The organism is Enterococcus sp. FR204 (assembly GCF_031143325.1).
Classification (GTDB): Bacteria; Bacillota; Bacilli; order Lactobacillales; family Enterococcaceae; genus Enterococcus_B; species Enterococcus_B faecium.
Genome location: NZ_JAKZIW010000009.1, coordinates 1 through 17,216, shown reverse-complemented (window position 1 = coordinate 17,216; position 17,216 = coordinate 1). Strand labels below are relative to the sequence as shown.

Genomic DNA, 17,216 nt, shown 5'->3' with positions numbered 1-17,216 from the left:
TGTTTTTTAACAAAGATTCCTTTTATAAAAGGTTTCTATAACATTGGAATAATAACTCTCTTATTGATAATTATAACTTTGCCTTTCTAAGGCGAATACCATCTACTAAAAAAAACCAAATAAATATGTTATTTAAAAACATAAAAAGAACGGGACAAAAATGTCCCGTTCTTTTTCTCACAACCGAATAAACAGTATTTGAGGGCTATTGATGCAACTAAAACGAATTACGCTTTGTTAGCTGAACCGAACCAGTCGATATGAGATTTAGCATCTTCAACGATTGCTGCTTTACCTGGAGCTAATAATTTACGAGGGTCGAATCCTTTACCTTCTTTATCTTTACCAGCTTCAATATATTTACGAGTAGCTGCAGCAAATGATAATTGGAATTCAGTGTTAACATTTACTTTTGAGATACCCATTGAGATAGCTTTTTCGATTTGATCTTGAGGAATACCTGATCCGCCATGTAATACTAAAGGCATGTCTGGACCTACAGCATCAGCAATTGCTTGTAAGTGGTCAAAAGCTAATCCTTTCCAGTTTTCTGGATATTGACCATGGATGTTACCGATACCGCAAGCTAAGTAGTCGATACCTGTAGCAACCATTTGTTTGCATTCTTCAATATCAGCTAATTCGCCGTTACCGATGATTCCGTCTTCTTCTCCGCCGATTGAACCAACTTCACATTCAACTGAGATACCTTTTGCATGTGCTTTTTCAACAACGTCTTTAGCTAATTTCAAGTTTTCTTCAAATGGTAGATGTGAACCATCGAACATTACTGAAGTATAGCCTAATTCGATACATTCCAAAGCAGCTTCGTAGTCACCATGGTCTAAGTGGATAGCAACTGGAACAGTGATGTTCATTGCTTCAACTAAATCAGTGATTAAATCTTTACAGATTTTGTAACCACCCATGTATTTAGCTGCACCCATTGATGTTTGGATAAGTACTGGTGCTTGTTTTGCTTCAGCCGCTTCAAGGATTGCTTGAGTCCATTCCAAGTTGTTTGTGTTGAATCCGCCGACAGCGTAACCGCCTTTACGAGCAGCTTTTAAAAATTCAGCTCCTGATACTACTGGCATAATAAAATTCCTCCTAAGTTTTGTAAAACTAAATTTGTTAAGACAATTCTTAACCAACGACCCTATTTTACCAAACATTTCGGTAGTTTTCTACTAAAATCAATGAAAATGAAAATTTTCAAGAAGTTTTTTGCAAAAAATAAAATATCCAATAGCGCTTTAATCGAAAAAAGTCTTTTGCTTTCTATCTTTTTTCCTACAAATAATAACAAATCAGAAAAAGAGAAAAGTGACAAGAAAATTGCTTATCCCCTTCTCTTGCTACTTTTCTCTTTCTATCAAGTTCAAAAATTATTTTGTTTCGTGATCTGCTAATGATGCTCCGACAAATGCTTTGATTAATTTTTGCGGGCGATTTGGACGAGAAATCAATTCTGGGTGGAATTGGCATCCCACAAAGAATTTTTTCTCTGGCAGCTCTACGATTTCTACTAAACGGTTATCTGGTGAGACACCTGAAAAGACTAGCCCTTGTTCTTCAAACAATTGACGATATTTGTTGTTGAACTCATAGCGGTGACGGTGACGTTCTTGCACAACATCGGCTCCATCATATGCTTCAGCCGTCTTCGTTCCTTTTTTGATTTTACATGGGTATAATCCAAGGCGTAAAGTTCCACCCAAATTCTCGATGTTTTCCTGATCAGCCATTAAATCAATAATATTGTTTGCTGTATCTGGATTCGTTTCAGCTGATGACGCATCTTCTAATCCAACGACGTTACGTGCAAATTCGACACAAGCCATCTGCATACCAAGACAAATACCTAAAAACGGAACGTCATTTTCGCGAGCATAACGAATCGCTTCGATTTTCCCTTCTACTCCGCGATCACCAAATCCACCAGGAACCAAGATTCCATCTGCGTCTTTCAAACGTTCTTCTACATTTTCTCTCGTTAATTCTTGTGCTTTGATCCAATCGATCTCGATGTCTGAATTATAGGCGAAACCAGAATGTTTCAATGCTTCAACTACTGAGATATATGCATCTGGTAACTCGACATATTTACCGACAAGTGCAATCCGTACTTTTTTCTTCAAGTTCAAGACACGTTCTTCTAATTCTTTCCATTCTGTCATGTCTGCTTCTGGTGTATCTAGTTTTAAATGGTCGCAAACAATTTGATCCATTCCTTGTGCTTGTAAAACTAATGGGATGGAGTAAAGTGTATCTACATCTGGCGACTCGATAACTGCTTCTGGTTCGACATCACAAAATTGTGCCAATTTATTTTTCACGCTTTGAGAAACAGGTTGCTCTGTACGTACCACCAAAATATTCGGTTGGATACCTAAACCACGTAGCTCTTTTACACTGTGCTGCGTTGGTTTAGTTTTCATTTCTCCAGCAGCTTTCAAGTAAGGAATCAATGTTGTATGGATATACATAACATTATCTGTACCGACATCTGCTTTCATTTGACGAAGTGCTTCAAGGAATGGCAAAGATTCTATATCCCCTACTGTTCCCCCTACTTCTGTAATGATCACATCTGAATCAGTCATTTTAGCTGCTCGCATAATTTTTTCTTTGATCTCATTTGTAATATGAGGAATAACTTGAACAGTTGCTCCCAAGTATTCGCCCTTACGTTCTTTACGCAAAACTTCAGAATAGATTTTTCCTGTCGTCACGTTGGAGTATTTGTTCAAATTGATGTCAATAAAACGTTCGTAGTGGCCCAGATCCAAATCTGTTTCAGCACCATCATCTGTTACGAATACTTCTCCGTGCTGATATGGGCTCATCGTCCCCGGATCCACGTTGATGTATGGATCAAATTTTTGGATAGTTACTTTTAAGCCGCGGTTTTTCAATAAGCGTCCTAAAGAAGCTGCAACAATCCCTTTTCCGATTGATGAAACGACACCGCCGGTCACAAAAATATATTTTGTCATAAGTTCAAAAACTCCTTTTTAATTTATGTGCAGGAAAAGTCTCAGAAAATAAACAAAGCTCCCTATTCTTCAATAAGAATAGGGAGCCGAAATTTCTGTAAACTTCTGACCCTCTAAAAGGGTGCCCAAGGTGTATAATACAAGCTGACTAAGGGAAAGTCAAGTACTCAAATGAATACTATCCGCTTACAATTTTTTCTTTTTCGATATCCTTTGAGAAATTATTTCTTAAGTCCTTTATGAGTGCAAAAAAAATTTAACCCACATAATAAGCTTGATATAAACATAGCTAACGTTAAACCTAAGCAAATCAGAAAATCGTTACTGAAAAATTTTAAGTGAAACAATAGATAAAAAAATAAAACAAACATTATGATAGATAATATCCCACCTAACAAAGAACTACTTTTTCCTACTTGCAGCAACAGTTTATATAGCTTATCGTAGAAACAATCTTTTTCTTTCACCCTTATTTACCTCCTTTACGTAAAAAACGTAGTCCACAGTTCTCGGATTTTTGGCATATCTTTTCTATTAAATAATATCAAAAACAAAACAGTTCCACTAATTTTTTCAAAGATGACCTTTTTTTCAACAAAAGTGCCTTGTAGGGATTCATTGAAGGTAACGAATCACATAAGTAAAAAATAAGGAGATGCGACAAAAGTCGTGCCTCCTTATTTCTAAATAAACGGTGTTCTCCTGCCAACTCCTCGGTCACAAGTCACAATATCCATCAAACATGAGAAGCTGTTTTTGAAATTGCTCCTTGTGACTCAGAGTTAAACGGCAGGCTTACGACCTCTTGATAAACGGTGTTCAATCAGCTGACCCTCGGTATTAGCTCAAAAAACGGCAAAATATGAGGAACTATTTTTCCGTTAGTTTCTCTAATACTCAGGTCAAAACGCTGATTTCACAACCTCTAATTCACGGTATTCCTGTTTTAATAAAGTTCTAGATATTGTCCTCTTTCCCACTCGGAAACAGTTTGTCTGAATGCCGCCCATTCGAGACGTTTTGCTTCAACAAAATTTGAGAAGATATGTTGTCCTAATGCGTCAATCATTACATTATCCTTACGCAATTCTTTGATAGCATTATGGATAGTTGAAGGTAAGTCCTGGATATGTGCAGCTTCTCTTTCTTCCTCATCCATTACATAAATGTTACGGTCAACAGCTGCTGGCGGTGTGATCTGATTACGGATACCGTCTAGTCCTGCTTGCAACAATACTGCCATTGCCAAGTATGGGTTTGCAGATGGATCAACTGACCGCAATTCCAAACGTGTGGATAAACCGCGAGATTCTGGTACACGTACTAATGGCGAACGATTACGACCGCTCCATGCGACATAAACAGGCGCTTCATAACCTGGAACGAGACGTTTATAAGAATTGACTGTTGGATTGCAAACGGCTGTGTAGGCACGAGCGTGTTTCAACAAACCACCTAAGAAATGATAAGCTGTTTCACTTAGTTCCAATTCACCATCTTTATCATAGAAAACATTTCCTTCATCATTGAACAAAGACATATTGCAATGCATACCAGAACCATTGATCCCAAATAACGGTTTCGGCATGAAAGTCGCGTGAAGTCCATGCTTGCGTGCAATCGTTTTGACAACGAGCTTGAAGGTTTGGATATTATCACAAGCATCTACCACATCTGCATATTTAAAGTCAATTTCATGCTGTCCTGGCGCTACTTCATGATGTGAAGCTTCCACTTCAAAGCCTAGACTTTCTAATTCCAACACGATGTCACGGCGGCAATTTTCACCTAAATCTGTTGGTGCAAAATCAAAATAACCACCTTTATCATTCAAGGTCGTTGTGATCCCACCGTCTTCGTCTAATTTAAATAAGAAGAATTCTGGTTCAGGTCCTAAATTGAAAGAGGTAAAACCAAGGTCGCGCATATCTTTCAATGCTCGTTTCAAATTCCCGCGAGGATCGCCGGCAAATGGTGTCCCATCCGGATTATAGATATCACAAATTAAACGAGCAACTTTTCCATGAGCACTTTCCCACGGGAAGATCATCCAAGTGGAGAGATCTGGATACAAATACATATCGCTTTCTTCAATTCGAACAAATCCTTCAATCGAAGAACCGTCAAACATCATTTTATTTTCTAATACTTTGTCGATCTGGCTCACTGGAACTTCTACATTTTTGATCGTACCTAAGATGTCTGTGAACATCAATCGTAAAAATCGTACGTTTTCTTCCTCAATGATTCGTTTGATTTCTTCACCTGTTATCTGTTTCTTTACCATGGTATCCCTCTTCCTTTTTTAATTTATTCAGTCAAAGAATTGTCTTTGCAATCCTTGCGACTGATAATGACCTGTTTTGCTTAACCCACCTTGCGCCAAAATCTCATCACGAAAAATTTGTCGAACGTCATGATCTGTCAACGGCTTCTTGTTTTTTGCTTCTTGTTTTTTCGCCTGTGCCATTTCGTATACACGTTTGATCCCAGCCATATTCAATCCATCTGAAAGATAGTCTTTAATCTCAAGCAGCATATCAATATCATTCAGCGAATACATACGTCGGTTTCCTTCGCTTCGTTCCGGATGAACTAAATCTTGTTCTTCATAATAGCGAATTTGCCGAGCAGACAAATCAGTCAGCTTCATAACTGTACCAATTGGAAATACGGACATAGATCGGCGCAATTCCTTTTCTCCCATCAGACGTCCCCTTTCGTTTTATAAGTTGGCTAAAGTGTACCAATTAAAAAAAATATTGTCAACTGCATATGTTAGGTTTTCTAACATGAGATCTCTATTTTTTTATAAAATAACAAAAAATAAGAACACAAAAAAGGTATCTAGTTGATTTTCGTACCAGATACCTTTTATTTTTTTATTATACTGTACTATCCTTTATTAGTGTTTTTATTGTTAAAAAAACAAAATTTTATTGGTTTTTTCTTAACCATTTTGAATTGGTTTTTGCAAACCCTTTAACTTCATATTCGTTTGTTTCTTCCATGTACGCTTCGTCCAAAACCATTGTTTGTCTTCTCAACTCGCTTAATTTCTGTCCTTCGTTGCTTGGCACAGAAAGTGTATAAGGGGTCATTAGTTCCATCAGCTGACGTTTGATTGCTTCGATCAACGCCATCTTACCTTCTTTCGTCTGAGTAGAAATCAATACATTTGGGAATATCGTAGGCGTGAACATCGCTGGGTCGATCTGGTCTGCCTTATTGTAAACAGTCAGTATCGGCATTTCTTTCATATTCAGTTCATCCATCAATTTTAAGACAGTCTGCTCCTGTAAAATACGATCTGGAGAACTAGCATCGACTACATGTAGCAAAAGATCCATATTTTGACTTTCTTCTAATGTAGAATGGAAAGCATCGATCAGTTGCGTAGGCAGGTCTTGGATGAACCCGACGGTATCCGTTACAGTAATCTCAAATCCTTCAGCAAAACGCCATCTCTTAGTCAATGGATCTAACGTTGCAAACAATTGATCTTTCGAATAAGTATCCGCTTGTGTCAATAGATTCAAGATAGTTGACTTCCCGGCATTCGTGTAGCCAATAAGTCCAATCTGAAAAATCTCGCTATTTTTTCTTTTTTGGCGATTGCGCTCTCGATGAGCTTCTACTTCTTTCAATTCTTTCTTAACAGCAAAAATTTTATTCCGTATATGTCGGCGGTCTGTTTCTAACTTTGTTTCACCTGGCCCTCTTGTTCCGATCCCACCGCCAAGACGAGATAATGTTTTCCCTTGCCCTACTAAACGAGGCAGCAGGTATTCTAACTGAGCAAGTTCAACCTGCAGCTTCCCTTCTTTCGAACGAGCACGCATCGCAAAAATATCTAAGATCAGCTGCACGCGATCAATTACCGGAAGACCAACAGCATCGGTAATCAGTTGGCTCTGTCTCGGAGTTAGCTCATGATTAAAGATGATCAAATCCGCTTCATGCGCATCCGCTTGTTGAACTAATTCTTGTAATTTCCCTTTACCGATAATCGTTTGCCGATCCACTTGTGGTCTCTTTTGTGTAATTGTGAATACGACTTCTCCTGATGCGGTATTCGTCAGCTGAACTAGCTCTTCCATTGACTCTGAAAAGTAACGCTGGTTTGCTTCGGTTTCTACCCCTACGATGATCACTTTTTCTTCCATTTTATTCCGCCTCCAGCCATTTTTTGATTGTTTGCTCAATCTGACTTTTTTGATTTGGCTCACTTATAAGATCAAACCACTGTGCATCCAAACGGTTACGAAACCACGTCAACTGACGTTTCGCGTATCTTCTCGAATGTAGTTTGACTTGTTCTGTTGCTTCTTCCAATGTTTCTTTCCCTTCAAAATAAGGGAAAAATTCTTTATATCCAATACCTTGACTGGCCTGGACTTCTCCAAGCTCATACACCTTACGCGCTTCTGCTACTAAACCTTCTGCTAACATCAAATCGACTCTTTGATTGATTCGTTCATAAAGAATACTACGCTTCGTATCTAATCCAATCATGAGGTAATCATACAATTGCTTTGGCTCTTCTTTAGGTGCCGTGATACTATGTCCTGTCGTCTCTAAAACTTCCAGAGCTCTTATCACTTTGCGTTGATTGTTCCAGTGGATTTTCTCAGCAGCTGCCGGGTCTTTTTCTTTCAACTGATTCCATAATGCTTGGGAACCAATTGTTTCAGCTAACGTTTCGTATTTTTTTCTAATCTCAGGATTCGCTTCTTCTGTCGCCCCTAACTGGTAATCGTATAGAAGGGATTGGATATACAGACCCGTGCCACCAGCGATGATAGGTAGATGCTCTCGGTTCGCAATCTCGGTAATCAATTGGCGACCTGAATGCTGAAAATCAGCGGCTGAGTAACGTTGAGTAGGTTCGATCACATCAATCAAATGATGCGGAACATTATTCATCTCTTCTTCTTTGATTTTTGCTGTACCGATATCCAGATTTTTATAGATTTGCAATGAATCACCGCTGATGATCTCTCCTCCAAATAGTTGTGCGAGTTCCACACTTAGCGCTGTTTTACCGACTGCTGTCGGACCGACGATCACTAATACTTTTTCCATATTTTACCTACTTTTCGTTGATTGTTTCCACCGAAGAGCTTTCTCCGGAAAATCAGTTATTATTCCATCTATTTTGAGTTCTTGACATTTGGCCATTTCTTCTTCATCGTTAATCGTCCATGCACGAATTGCTTTTGGAAAATCAGCTGCCTGGACTGGATGTTCGAACAACCAAGTATTTTTTGGATATACTCCTTCTATATAAGGGGTTTCTGCTGCTAGTTGGACCTTTTTATCAGAAGTACTCATCAATAAGTCCAGCTGTATCTCCGGTTCCAGTAACGCGATTTTTTCCAAAGAATCCAAATGAAAGCTGCAATATGCATGTTGAAAAGGCCAATCTCTACTTTTTAATGTTTCGGCTAATTTTTCTTCGATACCGGGATATTCATACTGATCAGTTTTAATTTCAATCATTAGCATCCCTCGGTAATTTTTTTGGAGAAGCAGTCCTAACACTTCTCTCAATTCAGGAACTTTAGCTGCTGGAAATTCTTTGCTGAATTTTCCTCCTGCATTCAATTTTTTGAGTTCTTCCAATGTTTTTTCTCGAATCAGCCCTTTACCGTTAGTCGTCCGGTCCACTTCTTCGTCGTGCATAACGATCAAATAACCATCTTTGCTTAGATGGACATCTAGTTCGATACCATCTGCACCTACTCGTACAGCTTCTGCAAATGCAGGAAGCGTATTTTCTGGGTGGGTGCCACTGCTTCCGCGATGGGCATAGATTTGTAACATCTTTCTTCACTCCGTTCAGTTCTATTGTATCATTAAGAAAAAAAGAAAGCATTACCACGCTCTCATGTGCAACGGCAATGCTTCAAAATATCAGCTCCAAACATCATCTTTCGAGAAGAAACCAATCGGCTGGCGCGTCATAGTCTTCAACTGAGCTTTTTTTTCATTGATCATTTCAGTCAGACTATCCGTAAAATTCTCTAAAATCACGCGTCCGCCTTTATAAGCATATCCACCAATCTTCATTGTTTCATCTGGAGATAAAATCACTTTTCGATGGGAGATATTCTTAAATAGCTCGTCTAAAATATAATTTGGCAAATAAAAACTATTTTGCGCTGAAAATGATTGGAGATACGCAAAATCGTCAATCGTGATATAACAATCATCAAATGCATCAAAGCTGACATATTCTTCCATCAGCGTTGTCCGTTTCTGCAAGATCTCGTTGATCTTTTTATTTAATTGATTCAGCGTCTCGATTTCTTTGACTTTCAATTCCAATTCACGTCTACGCTGTTCTTTATTTTCCAAGTGACGCATTTGCAGTATCATGCCGATATAGACAACTACAGCACCTGTCAGCACTCCGATAAGACCAGTAATACCAACTATCAATCTGTTGTTCCTCCTTGTTTTGTTTCTCTGCTTATCATACCATAAAGCGGGTTTATGCGACTAATTTGCCTAAGTTTTTTATTTGACCTTTTTTGACCAAAAATGTATACTACATTTTAGGTATTAGAAACTAAATTATGGTACACTATTTCTAAACGAAATCAAGGAGGAACTCTATTATGAATTTAATTCCTACAGTCATTGAACAATCTTCACGAGGTGAAAGAGCTTACGATATCTACTCACGTTTATTGAAAGACCGTATCATCATGTTAAGCGGCCAAGTAACAGATGATCTTGCTAATTCGATCATCGCCCAATTGCTTTTCTTAGACGCTCAAGATTCTGAAAAAGATATCTATCTTTATATCAATTCTCCTGGTGGTTCAGTTACAGCAGGTATGGCTATTTACGACACAATGAACTTTGTCAAAGCAGATGTCCAAACAATTGTTATGGGTATGGCTGCTTCAATGGGAAGCTTCTTGCTGACAGCTGGTACAAAAGGTAAACGATTTGCTTTACCAAATGCTGAGATCATGATCCATCAACCTCTTGGCGGCGCTCAAGGGCAAGCAACTGAAATCGAAATTGCGGCACGCCATATTTTGCAAACACGCGAACGCTTAAACAAAATTTTAGCTGAACGCACTGGACAACCGCTTGAAGTGATTGAAAAAGATACAGATCGTGACAACTATATGACAGCTGAACAAGCAAAAGCATATGGATTGATCGATGAAGTCATGGAAAACAGTTCTTCATTAAATTAATCTGTTTCAAAGGAAGCTTTTTTAAGCTCTCTTATCTAAACCAAATAAAAAAAGATGGTCAACTCAAACTGACCATCCTTTTTTATTTTATGGATGCTACTGCCTATCTTTGCTCCTTGAATTTTCCTTGCGCATGCATCCGACCTATCTCGACATAATGCTGGATGTTTTCTTTGTTTTTTTGTATTTCTTCTTTTGTCAAAGGACGGATCACTTTAGCTGGGCGACCAAAAGCCAAGACATTAGGAGGAATAACTTTTCCTTCTGTTACTAATGATCCAGCACCAATCAAACTATTCTCATCAATAACCGCATGATTCAATATCGTGGTCCCCATCCCGATCAGCGCCCCTTTTTCGATTGTACAGCCATGTAGCATGCACTGATGTCCTACCGTCACATTCTCCGCAATATCTACAGGTGCATCATGATCGACATGGATGATTGTACCATCTTGGATATTCGTTCTTTGTCCTACTTTTATCCAATTACTGTCCCCGCGTAAAACAGCTTGATACCAGATCGTCACATCTTCTGACAATGTCACGTCACCAATCACTGTGGCATTTGATGCTATAAACCGTTCCATATTTATTTTTCTCCTTTCATTTTTTGTAGAAACTAATCCTATTGAATAAAGGTATCATAGCATATATTTATTTCATAAGAAAAAAAAACAGATAAAACCTGCTCAGGCCAGATGTCTATTTACAGTATCTGGTAACTGACGTTTTACCTGTTTTTATTGTACATCTATATTTTCTTCTATTACTTTTTTTAAAATTAATTCGTACACTTCTATTTGTGCTGCCAAGCGTTCGATTTGAAACTCATTTTCAAAAAAATCAGCTGAATCAAAAGGCTTCGTCTGACAGACGTGCGTTAAACGATCAACTTCTCTTTTGGCTTCAGTAATTTTTTCATTTAAAAACTGTTCCATCTCCGTGTCCTCACTTTTCTTGATAACTTTACTTTACCATTATCAAGAATAGAGAACAAAAAATAAGTTTTAAACTATTTTATTCTTATATGACTTATTCTGCTTCCTCAGCAAATTGGCTGTTATACAGTTTTTCATAAAATCCACCTTGTGCCAATAAACTCTCATGCGTTCCTTTTTCAATGATCTGACCTTGATCCATCACTAGAATCAGATCTGCATCACGGATTGTCGATAAACGGTGAGCGATGACGAAACTTGTCCGTCCCTCCATCACGCGATCCATTGCTTTTTGAATCAACGCTTCTAAACGGGTGTCTACTGAACTTGTTGCTTCATCTAAAATCAAGATTTTAGGATCGGAGACCACTGCTCGGGCAATCGTCAGCAACTGTTTTTGTCCTAAAGACACATTGTCTCCCTCAGAATTGATGGCCATATCATATCCATCTGGCATTGTTCGGATAAAATGATCTACGTTTGCTGTTTTCGCAGCATCAACTACTTCATAATCTGTTGCATCAAGCTTTCCGAAGCGGATATTATCTGCAATCGTTCCTTGATAAAGCCATGCATCTTGCAAGACCATACCAAATAGCGAACGCACATCACTGCGACTCATTGATTTGGTGTCGATTCCATCAATCCTTATTGCTCCTTTGTCTACGTCATAAAAACGCATCAATAGATTGATCAATGTCGTCTTGCCGGCACCGGTCGGACCGACCACAGCTACGGTTTGACCAGCTTTCACTTCAAAATTCAAATCTTGGATTAATGGTTTCTTCGGATCATATGCAAAATCGACATGATCGAATGTCACATCTCCTAAAATCGTTTCTGGCAGTGAAGCATCTACTTTGTTTTCTTTTTCTTCTGGCTCATCTAAAATCTCGAATACACGTTTCGTTGCCGCTGATGCACTTTGCAAAACTGAAGACAATTGTGTCACGTTCCCCATTGGCTGACTGATTTGCCAAATATATTGGATGAATGCTTGTAGTTGACCGACAACGATCGCCCCAGTAATAACATAAAAGCTTCCTAGAACAGCCATACCAATATAAGTAGCATAGGCAGTTAATTGAACTAGAGGCATCATCAAGCCAGAAATGAATGCTGCACGAAACCCAAAGTATTTCAAGCTGTGATTAACTTTTTTGAATCCTTCCAATGTTTCTTTTTCGCGTCCATATACTTTCAATACACTAAAACCTGTCATATTTTCTTGGACGTAGCCGTTTAGCTCACCAAGAGAATTCTGCATGCTTTGAAAATATTTCTGCGAAGCATTGATCACTCGTTTTGAGATCCAGATCGATGTTGGAATCATGATCATAGAGATCAACGCCATCATCGGCTGGATATAAAACATCATTGCTGCAGCCAACGTAATTCCCAATATCGCATTTACGATACCAATAGAAGCTTGTTGTAAAGCACCGCTGACTGCATCTACATCATTCGTCACACGAGACAAAATATTTCCTTGCTGGTTTTTATCGAAATATGAAACCGGAAGACGATTGATTTTTTCTTCTATGTCTCTTCTCAAATCATGCATGGCACTTTGAACGACATTTGTCATCAAAACACCAGAAAGTAATTGCGAAATACAATACCCTATTCCAACAACTGTGATCCAAATGAGACATTTGAATATATAAGAAAAATTGATTGATTCGCCATTGGCAATATTACGGCTGATTTCTGTAGTAGGAAGTCCTGTAACATATGGCAAAGCCACGTTGAAAGCCACTGTCAGAACTGTAAATAGGATTACTAAAAGAAAAGTCCCACGATACGGTCTGATATATCGAGCTAAACGTTTTAAGGAAGAAAAGGTTTTTTTCATGCTAATTCCTCCTTTGATAATTGAGAAGCGGCAATATCATAATAAATAGGGCATTTTTCCAACAACTCCCGATGCGTCCCCATACCGACGACTTCTCCTTCATTTAATACGATGATCTTATCTGCATGCATGATCGTTCCCACACGTTGTGCTACGATCAATACAGTAGATTCTGTCGTTTCTTTTTTCAGACGAGCACGTAACTTCGCATCCGTTTGATAATCTAATGCAGAAAAGCTGTCATCAAAAATATAGATTTCCGGACGGCGTATGATGGCTCTGGCTATTGCCAATCGTTGTTTTTGTCCACCTGAAAAATTGGAACCACCTTCTGATAAATGTTCATTAAATCCATCTGGTTTTCGAGAAATGAATTCTGAAGCTTGAGCAATCTCAGCTGCACGTTCCATTTCTTCTTGCGTAGCATCTTCTTTCCCGTATCGCAAATTATCTGCAATCGTTCCAGTAAATAGCAACGCTTTTTGCGGAATAAACCCAATCTTATCTCGCAACTTGCTTAGCCGATAATCTCTCACGTCTACTCCATCGATCAAGATCTTTCCTTCACTCACATCATAAAAGCGAGGAATCAATTGGATCAACGTAGATTTTCCGCTACCGGTACTTCCAATAAAAGCAACGGTTTCTCCTGGAGAGGCTGTAAAACTGACATTTCGAATCACTGGTTCTTGCGAATGGCCTGGATAAGCAAATGTTACATTTTGAAATTCGATATACCCTTTAGTTTTTGTATCAGATATACCCTTTGGATCTTCTACAATCGAAGGTTTGGCATCTAGGGCTTCTTGGATACGTCCAGCTGAAACAGCTGCTCTTGGATACATCATGAACACACTGGCAAATAACATGAATGAGAACAAGGCATGGAATATATACTCGATAAACGCAATCAAATCTCCTACACGAAGCTCGCCTGCATCGATTTGCACTGCCCCGCTCCAGATGATCAATACCATTACGATATTAAATAAGAAATAAAAACCCGGTTGTGCAACAGCCATCAAACGGAATAAGCTTTTTGAACTAGAAGCATAATTCTCATTGACTACAGCAAAACGTTTTTCTTCAAACTTTTCATTGACGAATGCACGAATCACACGCAATCCTGAAAGATTTTCCCGCAAGATACTGTTGATTTTATCTAAGTTTTTTTGTTGCTTTTTAGATAACGGTTCAGACACCTTAGCAATCGCTACGACTGCCAATAATAGTAAAGGTAATGCACCTACTACATACAAACTGAGTGTCACACTTGTACGCATGACCATGTACAAACTGACAATGAACATCATTGGTGCCATAAAACCGATACGTAAAATATTTTGCAGGAACAACATGATCTGATAAGCATCGTTTGTTGTACGAGTGATCAATGAAGATACGCCTAGATTTTCGTATTCCTGATGCGAATAACTTTGGATCTTTTCGAACAAATCATCTCGAATATCTGCTACGATATTAGTCGTAATCCTCGAACCAAAATAACCTAACAAGATATTCAAAATAATACCGATTACAGTAATAACGATCATAAATATCCCTTGTTGCTTCACATAATCAAAATCATCATTGCGGATTCCTACATCGATCATACGTGCTAAAATCGTAGGAAGTCCTAATTCAATCAAAATAAAACCAAATACGCATATGAAATTGAAAAACAAGAATTTCTTATAACGCATGGTATAATGCCACATTAGTTTCACTTTCTCATCTCCTTTTAATCTTTTGTTACATTTTCATTACTAAAAATGATAGCACAACGAGCCTATTAATAGAACACTTCTCTCATAAAAAAGTCATTATGATTATAGCGGGATGATAAACATTGATTTTTTCTTTCAATCTAGTTGATTTCTATACTTATTTGCTGTTTTATGCTAGAATAACAATTAATTGTTGTATATTTTTTATACAGAAGGTACGGTTGAAAAAATATCCGAACAGATAAGCAAAAACGAGGCTTGTCTCTTTGACTCGAATCCAGTATTCTAGTCAAAGCATATGAAAAACCAGGTGGCTTGTCCCCTCGTTTTGTGTTGTCTAAAAAAATCAACTAGCTAAATCACTGCTTTACGCAGATAAAGGAGACAAAACAATGATCTATAAAGTTTATTATCAAGAAACAAAAGTACGCAACCCTAAACGGGAAGAAACAAAATCTCTTTACATTGAGGCAAAAAGCGATGTAGACGCTCGCCAACGTGTGGAAGAAAATACCCCATACAATATTGAATTCGTTCAACTTCTAGAAGGAAGTCATCTAGAGTACGAAAAAGAAAATGCTGATTTCTCATTAGTGGAGTTTTAATATGAAACTTTCCATCAAAAATAACGAGACAGGCGTCTTTGCTATTGGTGGATTAGGTGAAATCGGGAAAAATACGTATGGGGTACAATTCCAAGATGAAATCATTTTGATTGATGCCGGGATCAAATTCCCGGAAGACGATTTACTTGGAATTGACTATGTCATTCCCGACTACAGCTACATCATACAAAACTTACACAAAATAAAAGCCTTGGTGATTACTCACGGGCACGAAGACCACATCGGCGGAATACCCTACTTGCTGAAACAAGCAAATATTCCTATCTATGCTGGTCCTCTCGCATTAGCGTTGATCACAAACAAATTAGATGAGCATGGCTTGCTTCGAGATGCAGAGCTCCATGAGATCAATGAAGATACGATCATCCGTTTTAGAAAGACTTCTGTCAGCTTTTTCAGAACGACCCATAGTATCCCAGATGCATTAGGGATCGTGGTGAAAACACCTTCTGGAAATATCGTAGCGACTGGAGACTTCAAATTCGATTTCACTCCTGTTGGCGAACCAGCAAACTTGCATAAAATGGCTCGTATCGGGGAAGAAGGAGTCTTGTGCCTTTTATCTGATAGTACAAATGCTGAGATTCCAACATTTACTAAATCAGAAAAAACGATTGGGCATTCTATTTTGAAGATCTTTTCAAAAATCGAAGGACGTATCATTTTTGCCAGCTTTGCTTCTAACATCTTCCGTTTGCAGCAAGCAGCAGATGCCGCTGTGGCAACTGGTCGTAAAATCGCTGTTTTCGGACGAAGCATGGAAAATGCCATCGTCAACGGTCAACGTTTAGGATATATCAAAGTTCCAGACGGCACATTTGTAGATGCACACGAAATCAATCGCTTGCCTGCCAATGAAACGATGATCCTATGTACAGGTTCTCAAGGAGAAGCGATGGCCGCGTTGAGCCGCATCGCGAATGGTACTCACCGTCAAATCCAAATCCAGCCAGACGATACAGTGATCTTTTCAAGTTCACCTATTCCTGGTAATACAACAAGTGTCAATCATTTGATCAATTTGCTGTCTGAAGCTGGTGCAGAAGTGATTCACGGAAAAATCAATAACATCCATACTTCCGGTCACGGTGGACAAGAAGAACAAAAATTAATGCTTCGTTTGATGAAGCCAAAATATTTTATTCCTGTCCACGGAGAATTCCGCATGTTGAAAGTACATGCTTCTCTAGCACAAGATGTAGGTGTTCCTGCAGAAAACTGCTTCATCATGGAAAATGGCGATGTTTTAGCGTTAACTAGCGATTCTGCGCGTCCTGCTGGGCATTTTGTGGCTGGAGATGTGTATATCGATGGTAGCGGGATCGGTGATATTGGTAATGTCGTTTTACGTGACCGTCACCTGCTTTCAGAAGAAGGTCTTGTATTAGCTGTCGCGACAGTGGATATCAAGAAAAAAGAAATCTTGGCTGGTCCAGATATTCTCTCTCGTGGATTTGTCTACATGCGAGAATCAGGAGAAATGATCAATGAAGCTCAGCGAATCTTATTCCACGCTTTAAGAGAATGTTTGAATGGACCTGACTGTTCAGAATATAAATTGAAAGAAGCGATGACTGGCGCGCTTCAGCCTTTCTTATTCGAACGTACAGAAAGACATCCAATGATTTTGCCAATGGTAATGACACCAGATGAAGAATAAATAAGAGGTTATGAAATCAGCACCTTGTCCTGAATATGAGAGAAAACAAATGAAAAACATGAGAAGCCATTTTTGTTTGTTCTTATTCCTTGATACAAGGTGGCTCTTTCATAGCCTCTTAAATTTATTTACTTTTTCATACAAAAAAATACCTGCCACAAGAGAAATTGTCTCTTGTGGCAGGTATTTTTG

The 17,216-nt window shown here is 38.5% G+C and carries 17 protein-coding genes; 4 read left to right on the top strand and 13 right to left on the bottom strand.

What is annotated here, in order from left to right; genetic code table 11:
- Positions 1-227: 227 nt before the first annotated feature.
- Complete coding sequence (locus tag RG571_RS03835; RefSeq protein ID WP_002294057.1) at positions 228-1,097, bottom strand: class II fructose-bisphosphate aldolase; 870 nt, start codon at positions 1,095-1,097, stop codon at positions 228-230.
- Positions 1,098-1,199: 102 nt separating this feature from the next.
- On the opposite strand from RG571_RS03835, the gene RG571_RS03830 reads away from it, so the two are divergent.
- Positions 1,200-1,412 (top strand): hypothetical protein, encoded by a 213-nt coding sequence (locus tag RG571_RS03830; protein WP_002294058.1) that lies wholly within the window; start codon positions 1,200-1,202, stop codon positions 1,410-1,412.
- On the opposite strand, the gene RG571_RS03825 is transcribed toward RG571_RS03830, so the two are convergent.
- The 8 genes from RG571_RS03825 to RG571_RS03790 form a co-directional block, all read right to left on the bottom strand.
- Positions 1,389-2,999, bottom strand: a complete 1,611-nt coding sequence (locus tag RG571_RS03825; protein ID WP_002286999.1) for a CTP synthase — start codon at positions 2,997-2,999, stop codon at positions 1,389-1,391. The genes RG571_RS03830 and RG571_RS03825 overlap by 24 nt on opposite strands.
- 221 nt (positions 3,000-3,220) lie before the next feature.
- Positions 3,221-3,466 (bottom strand): hypothetical protein, encoded by a 246-nt coding sequence (locus RG571_RS03820; RefSeq protein WP_002326505.1) that lies wholly within the window; start codon positions 3,464-3,466, stop codon positions 3,221-3,223.
- A gap of 479 nt (positions 3,467-3,945) precedes the next feature.
- Complete coding sequence (glnA, locus tag RG571_RS03815; RefSeq protein WP_002339595.1) at positions 3,946-5,286, bottom strand: type I glutamate--ammonia ligase; 1,341 nt, start codon at positions 5,284-5,286, stop codon at positions 3,946-3,948.
- A 27-nt stretch (positions 5,287-5,313) separates the two neighbouring features.
- Entirely contained in the window at positions 5,314-5,706 is a 393-nt protein-coding gene (locus tag RG571_RS03810) for a MerR family transcriptional regulator (protein ID WP_002299672.1), read from the bottom strand.
- Between the two features lie 229 nt (positions 5,707-5,935).
- Positions 5,936-7,165 carry a GTPase HflX gene (gene hflX / locus RG571_RS03805; protein ID WP_002339594.1) on the bottom strand — a complete coding sequence of 410 codons (1,230 nt, stop codon included), beginning with the start codon at positions 7,163-7,165 and terminating at the stop codon, positions 5,936-5,938.
- A 1-nt stretch (position 7,166) separates the two neighbouring features.
- Positions 7,167-8,084, bottom strand: a complete 918-nt coding sequence (gene miaA / locus RG571_RS03800) for a tRNA (adenosine(37)-N6)-dimethylallyltransferase MiaA (RefSeq protein ID WP_002339593.1) — start codon at positions 8,082-8,084, stop codon at positions 7,167-7,169.
- 3 nt (positions 8,085-8,087) lie between these two features.
- Positions 8,088-8,825 carry a glycerophosphodiester phosphodiesterase gene (locus tag RG571_RS03795; RefSeq protein WP_002339592.1) on the bottom strand — a complete coding sequence of 246 codons (738 nt, stop codon included), beginning with the start codon at positions 8,823-8,825 and terminating at the stop codon, positions 8,088-8,090.
- 90 nt (positions 8,826-8,915) lie between these two features.
- On the bottom strand, positions 8,916-9,443 hold the full coding sequence (locus tag RG571_RS03790) for a hypothetical protein (protein ID WP_002289403.1): 528 nt from the start codon (positions 9,441-9,443) through the stop codon (positions 8,916-8,918).
- A gap of 179 nt (positions 9,444-9,622) precedes the next feature.
- Here RG571_RS03790 and clpP point away from each other — a divergent pair, with 179 nt between their 5' ends.
- Positions 9,623-10,216, top strand: coding sequence for an ATP-dependent Clp endopeptidase proteolytic subunit ClpP (gene clpP, locus RG571_RS03785; protein ID WP_002289402.1), 594 nt, complete (start codon positions 9,623-9,625; stop codon positions 10,214-10,216).
- A 103-nt stretch (positions 10,217-10,319) separates the two neighbouring features.
- Here clpP and RG571_RS03780 read toward each other — a convergent pair whose 3' ends face one another.
- The 4 genes from RG571_RS03780 to efrA all read right to left on the bottom strand — a co-directional run bounded on the left by RG571_RS03780 (position 10,320) and on the right by efrA (position 14,738).
- Positions 10,320-10,805, bottom strand: coding sequence for a gamma carbonic anhydrase family protein (locus RG571_RS03780; RefSeq protein ID WP_002339591.1), 486 nt, complete (start codon positions 10,803-10,805; stop codon positions 10,320-10,322).
- Positions 10,806-10,958: 153 nt separating this feature from the next.
- Positions 10,959-11,156: a hypothetical protein gene (locus tag RG571_RS03775; protein ID WP_002296291.1), complete on the bottom strand. Its 198-nt coding sequence runs from the start codon at positions 11,154-11,156 to the stop codon at positions 10,959-10,961.
- 94 nt (positions 11,157-11,250) lie between these two features.
- A complete protein-coding gene (efrB, locus tag RG571_RS03770) occupies positions 11,251-13,011 on the bottom strand; it encodes a multidrug efflux ABC transporter subunit EfrB (RefSeq protein WP_308947505.1) in 1,761 nt (586 codons plus the stop codon).
- Positions 13,008-14,738: a multidrug efflux ABC transporter subunit EfrA gene (gene efrA, locus RG571_RS03765; RefSeq protein ID WP_002299664.1), complete on the bottom strand. Its 1,731-nt coding sequence runs from the start codon at positions 14,736-14,738 to the stop codon at positions 13,008-13,010. Before efrA ends, efrB begins: the two co-directional genes overlap by 4 nt.
- Positions 14,739-15,130: 392 nt before the next feature.
- Here efrA and RG571_RS03760 point away from each other — a divergent pair, with 392 nt between their 5' ends.
- The gene (locus RG571_RS03760) at positions 15,131-15,343 is read left to right on the top strand and encodes a DNA-directed RNA polymerase subunit epsilon (protein ID WP_002287947.1); all 213 of its coding nucleotides are present in this window, start codon (positions 15,131-15,133) and stop codon (positions 15,341-15,343) included.
- A gap of 1 nt (position 15,344) precedes the next feature.
- Positions 15,345-17,024, top strand: coding sequence for a ribonuclease J1 (gene rnjA / locus RG571_RS03755; protein ID WP_002327197.1), 1,680 nt, complete (start codon positions 15,345-15,347; stop codon positions 17,022-17,024).
- Positions 17,025-17,216 lie beyond the last annotated feature (192 nt).

What these genes read in the sequence shown, in the direction of transcription:
- RG571_RS03835 (WP_002294057.1), bottom strand. Translation starts at nt 1,097, where the DNA reads ATGCCAGTAGTATCAGGAGCTGAATTTTTAAAAGCTGCTCGTAAAGGC.
- RG571_RS03830 (WP_002294058.1), top strand. Translation starts at nt 1,200, where the DNA reads ATGAAAATGAAAATTTTCAAGAAGTTTTTTGCAAAAAATAAAATATCC.
- RG571_RS03825 (WP_002286999.1), bottom strand. Translation starts at nt 2,999, where the DNA reads ATGACAAAATATATTTTTGTGACCGGCGGTGTCGTTTCATCAATCGGA.
- glnA (WP_002339595.1), bottom strand. Translation starts at nt 5,286, where the DNA reads ATGGTAAAGAAACAGATAACAGGTGAAGAAATCAAACGAATCATTGAG.
- RG571_RS03810 (WP_002299672.1), bottom strand. Translation starts at nt 5,706, where the DNA reads ATGGGAGAAAAGGAATTGCGCCGATCTATGTCCGTATTTCCAATTGGT.
- hflX (WP_002339594.1), bottom strand. Translation starts at nt 7,165, where the DNA reads ATGGAAGAAAAAGTGATCATCGTAGGGGTAGAAACCGAAGCAAACCAG.
- miaA (WP_002339593.1), bottom strand. Translation starts at nt 8,084, where the DNA reads ATGGAAAAAGTATTAGTGATCGTCGGTCCGACAGCAGTCGGTAAAACA.
- RG571_RS03795 (WP_002339592.1), bottom strand. Translation starts at nt 8,825, where the DNA reads ATGTTACAAATCTATGCCCATCGCGGAAGCAGTGGCACCCACCCAGAA.
- clpP (WP_002289402.1), top strand. Translation starts at nt 9,623, where the DNA reads ATGAATTTAATTCCTACAGTCATTGAACAATCTTCACGAGGTGAAAGA.
- RG571_RS03780 (WP_002339591.1), bottom strand. Translation starts at nt 10,805, where the DNA reads ATGGAACGGTTTATAGCATCAAATGCCACAGTGATTGGTGACGTGACA.
- RG571_RS03775 (WP_002296291.1), bottom strand. Translation starts at nt 11,156, where the DNA reads ATGGAACAGTTTTTAAATGAAAAAATTACTGAAGCCAAAAGAGAAGTT.
- efrB (WP_308947505.1), bottom strand. Translation starts at nt 13,011, where the DNA reads ATGAAAAAAACCTTTTCTTCCTTAAAACGTTTAGCTCGATATATCAGA.
- RG571_RS03760 (WP_002287947.1), top strand. Translation starts at nt 15,131, where the DNA reads ATGATCTATAAAGTTTATTATCAAGAAACAAAAGTACGCAACCCTAAA.
- rnjA (WP_002327197.1), top strand. Translation starts at nt 15,345, where the DNA reads ATGAAACTTTCCATCAAAAATAACGAGACAGGCGTCTTTGCTATTGGT.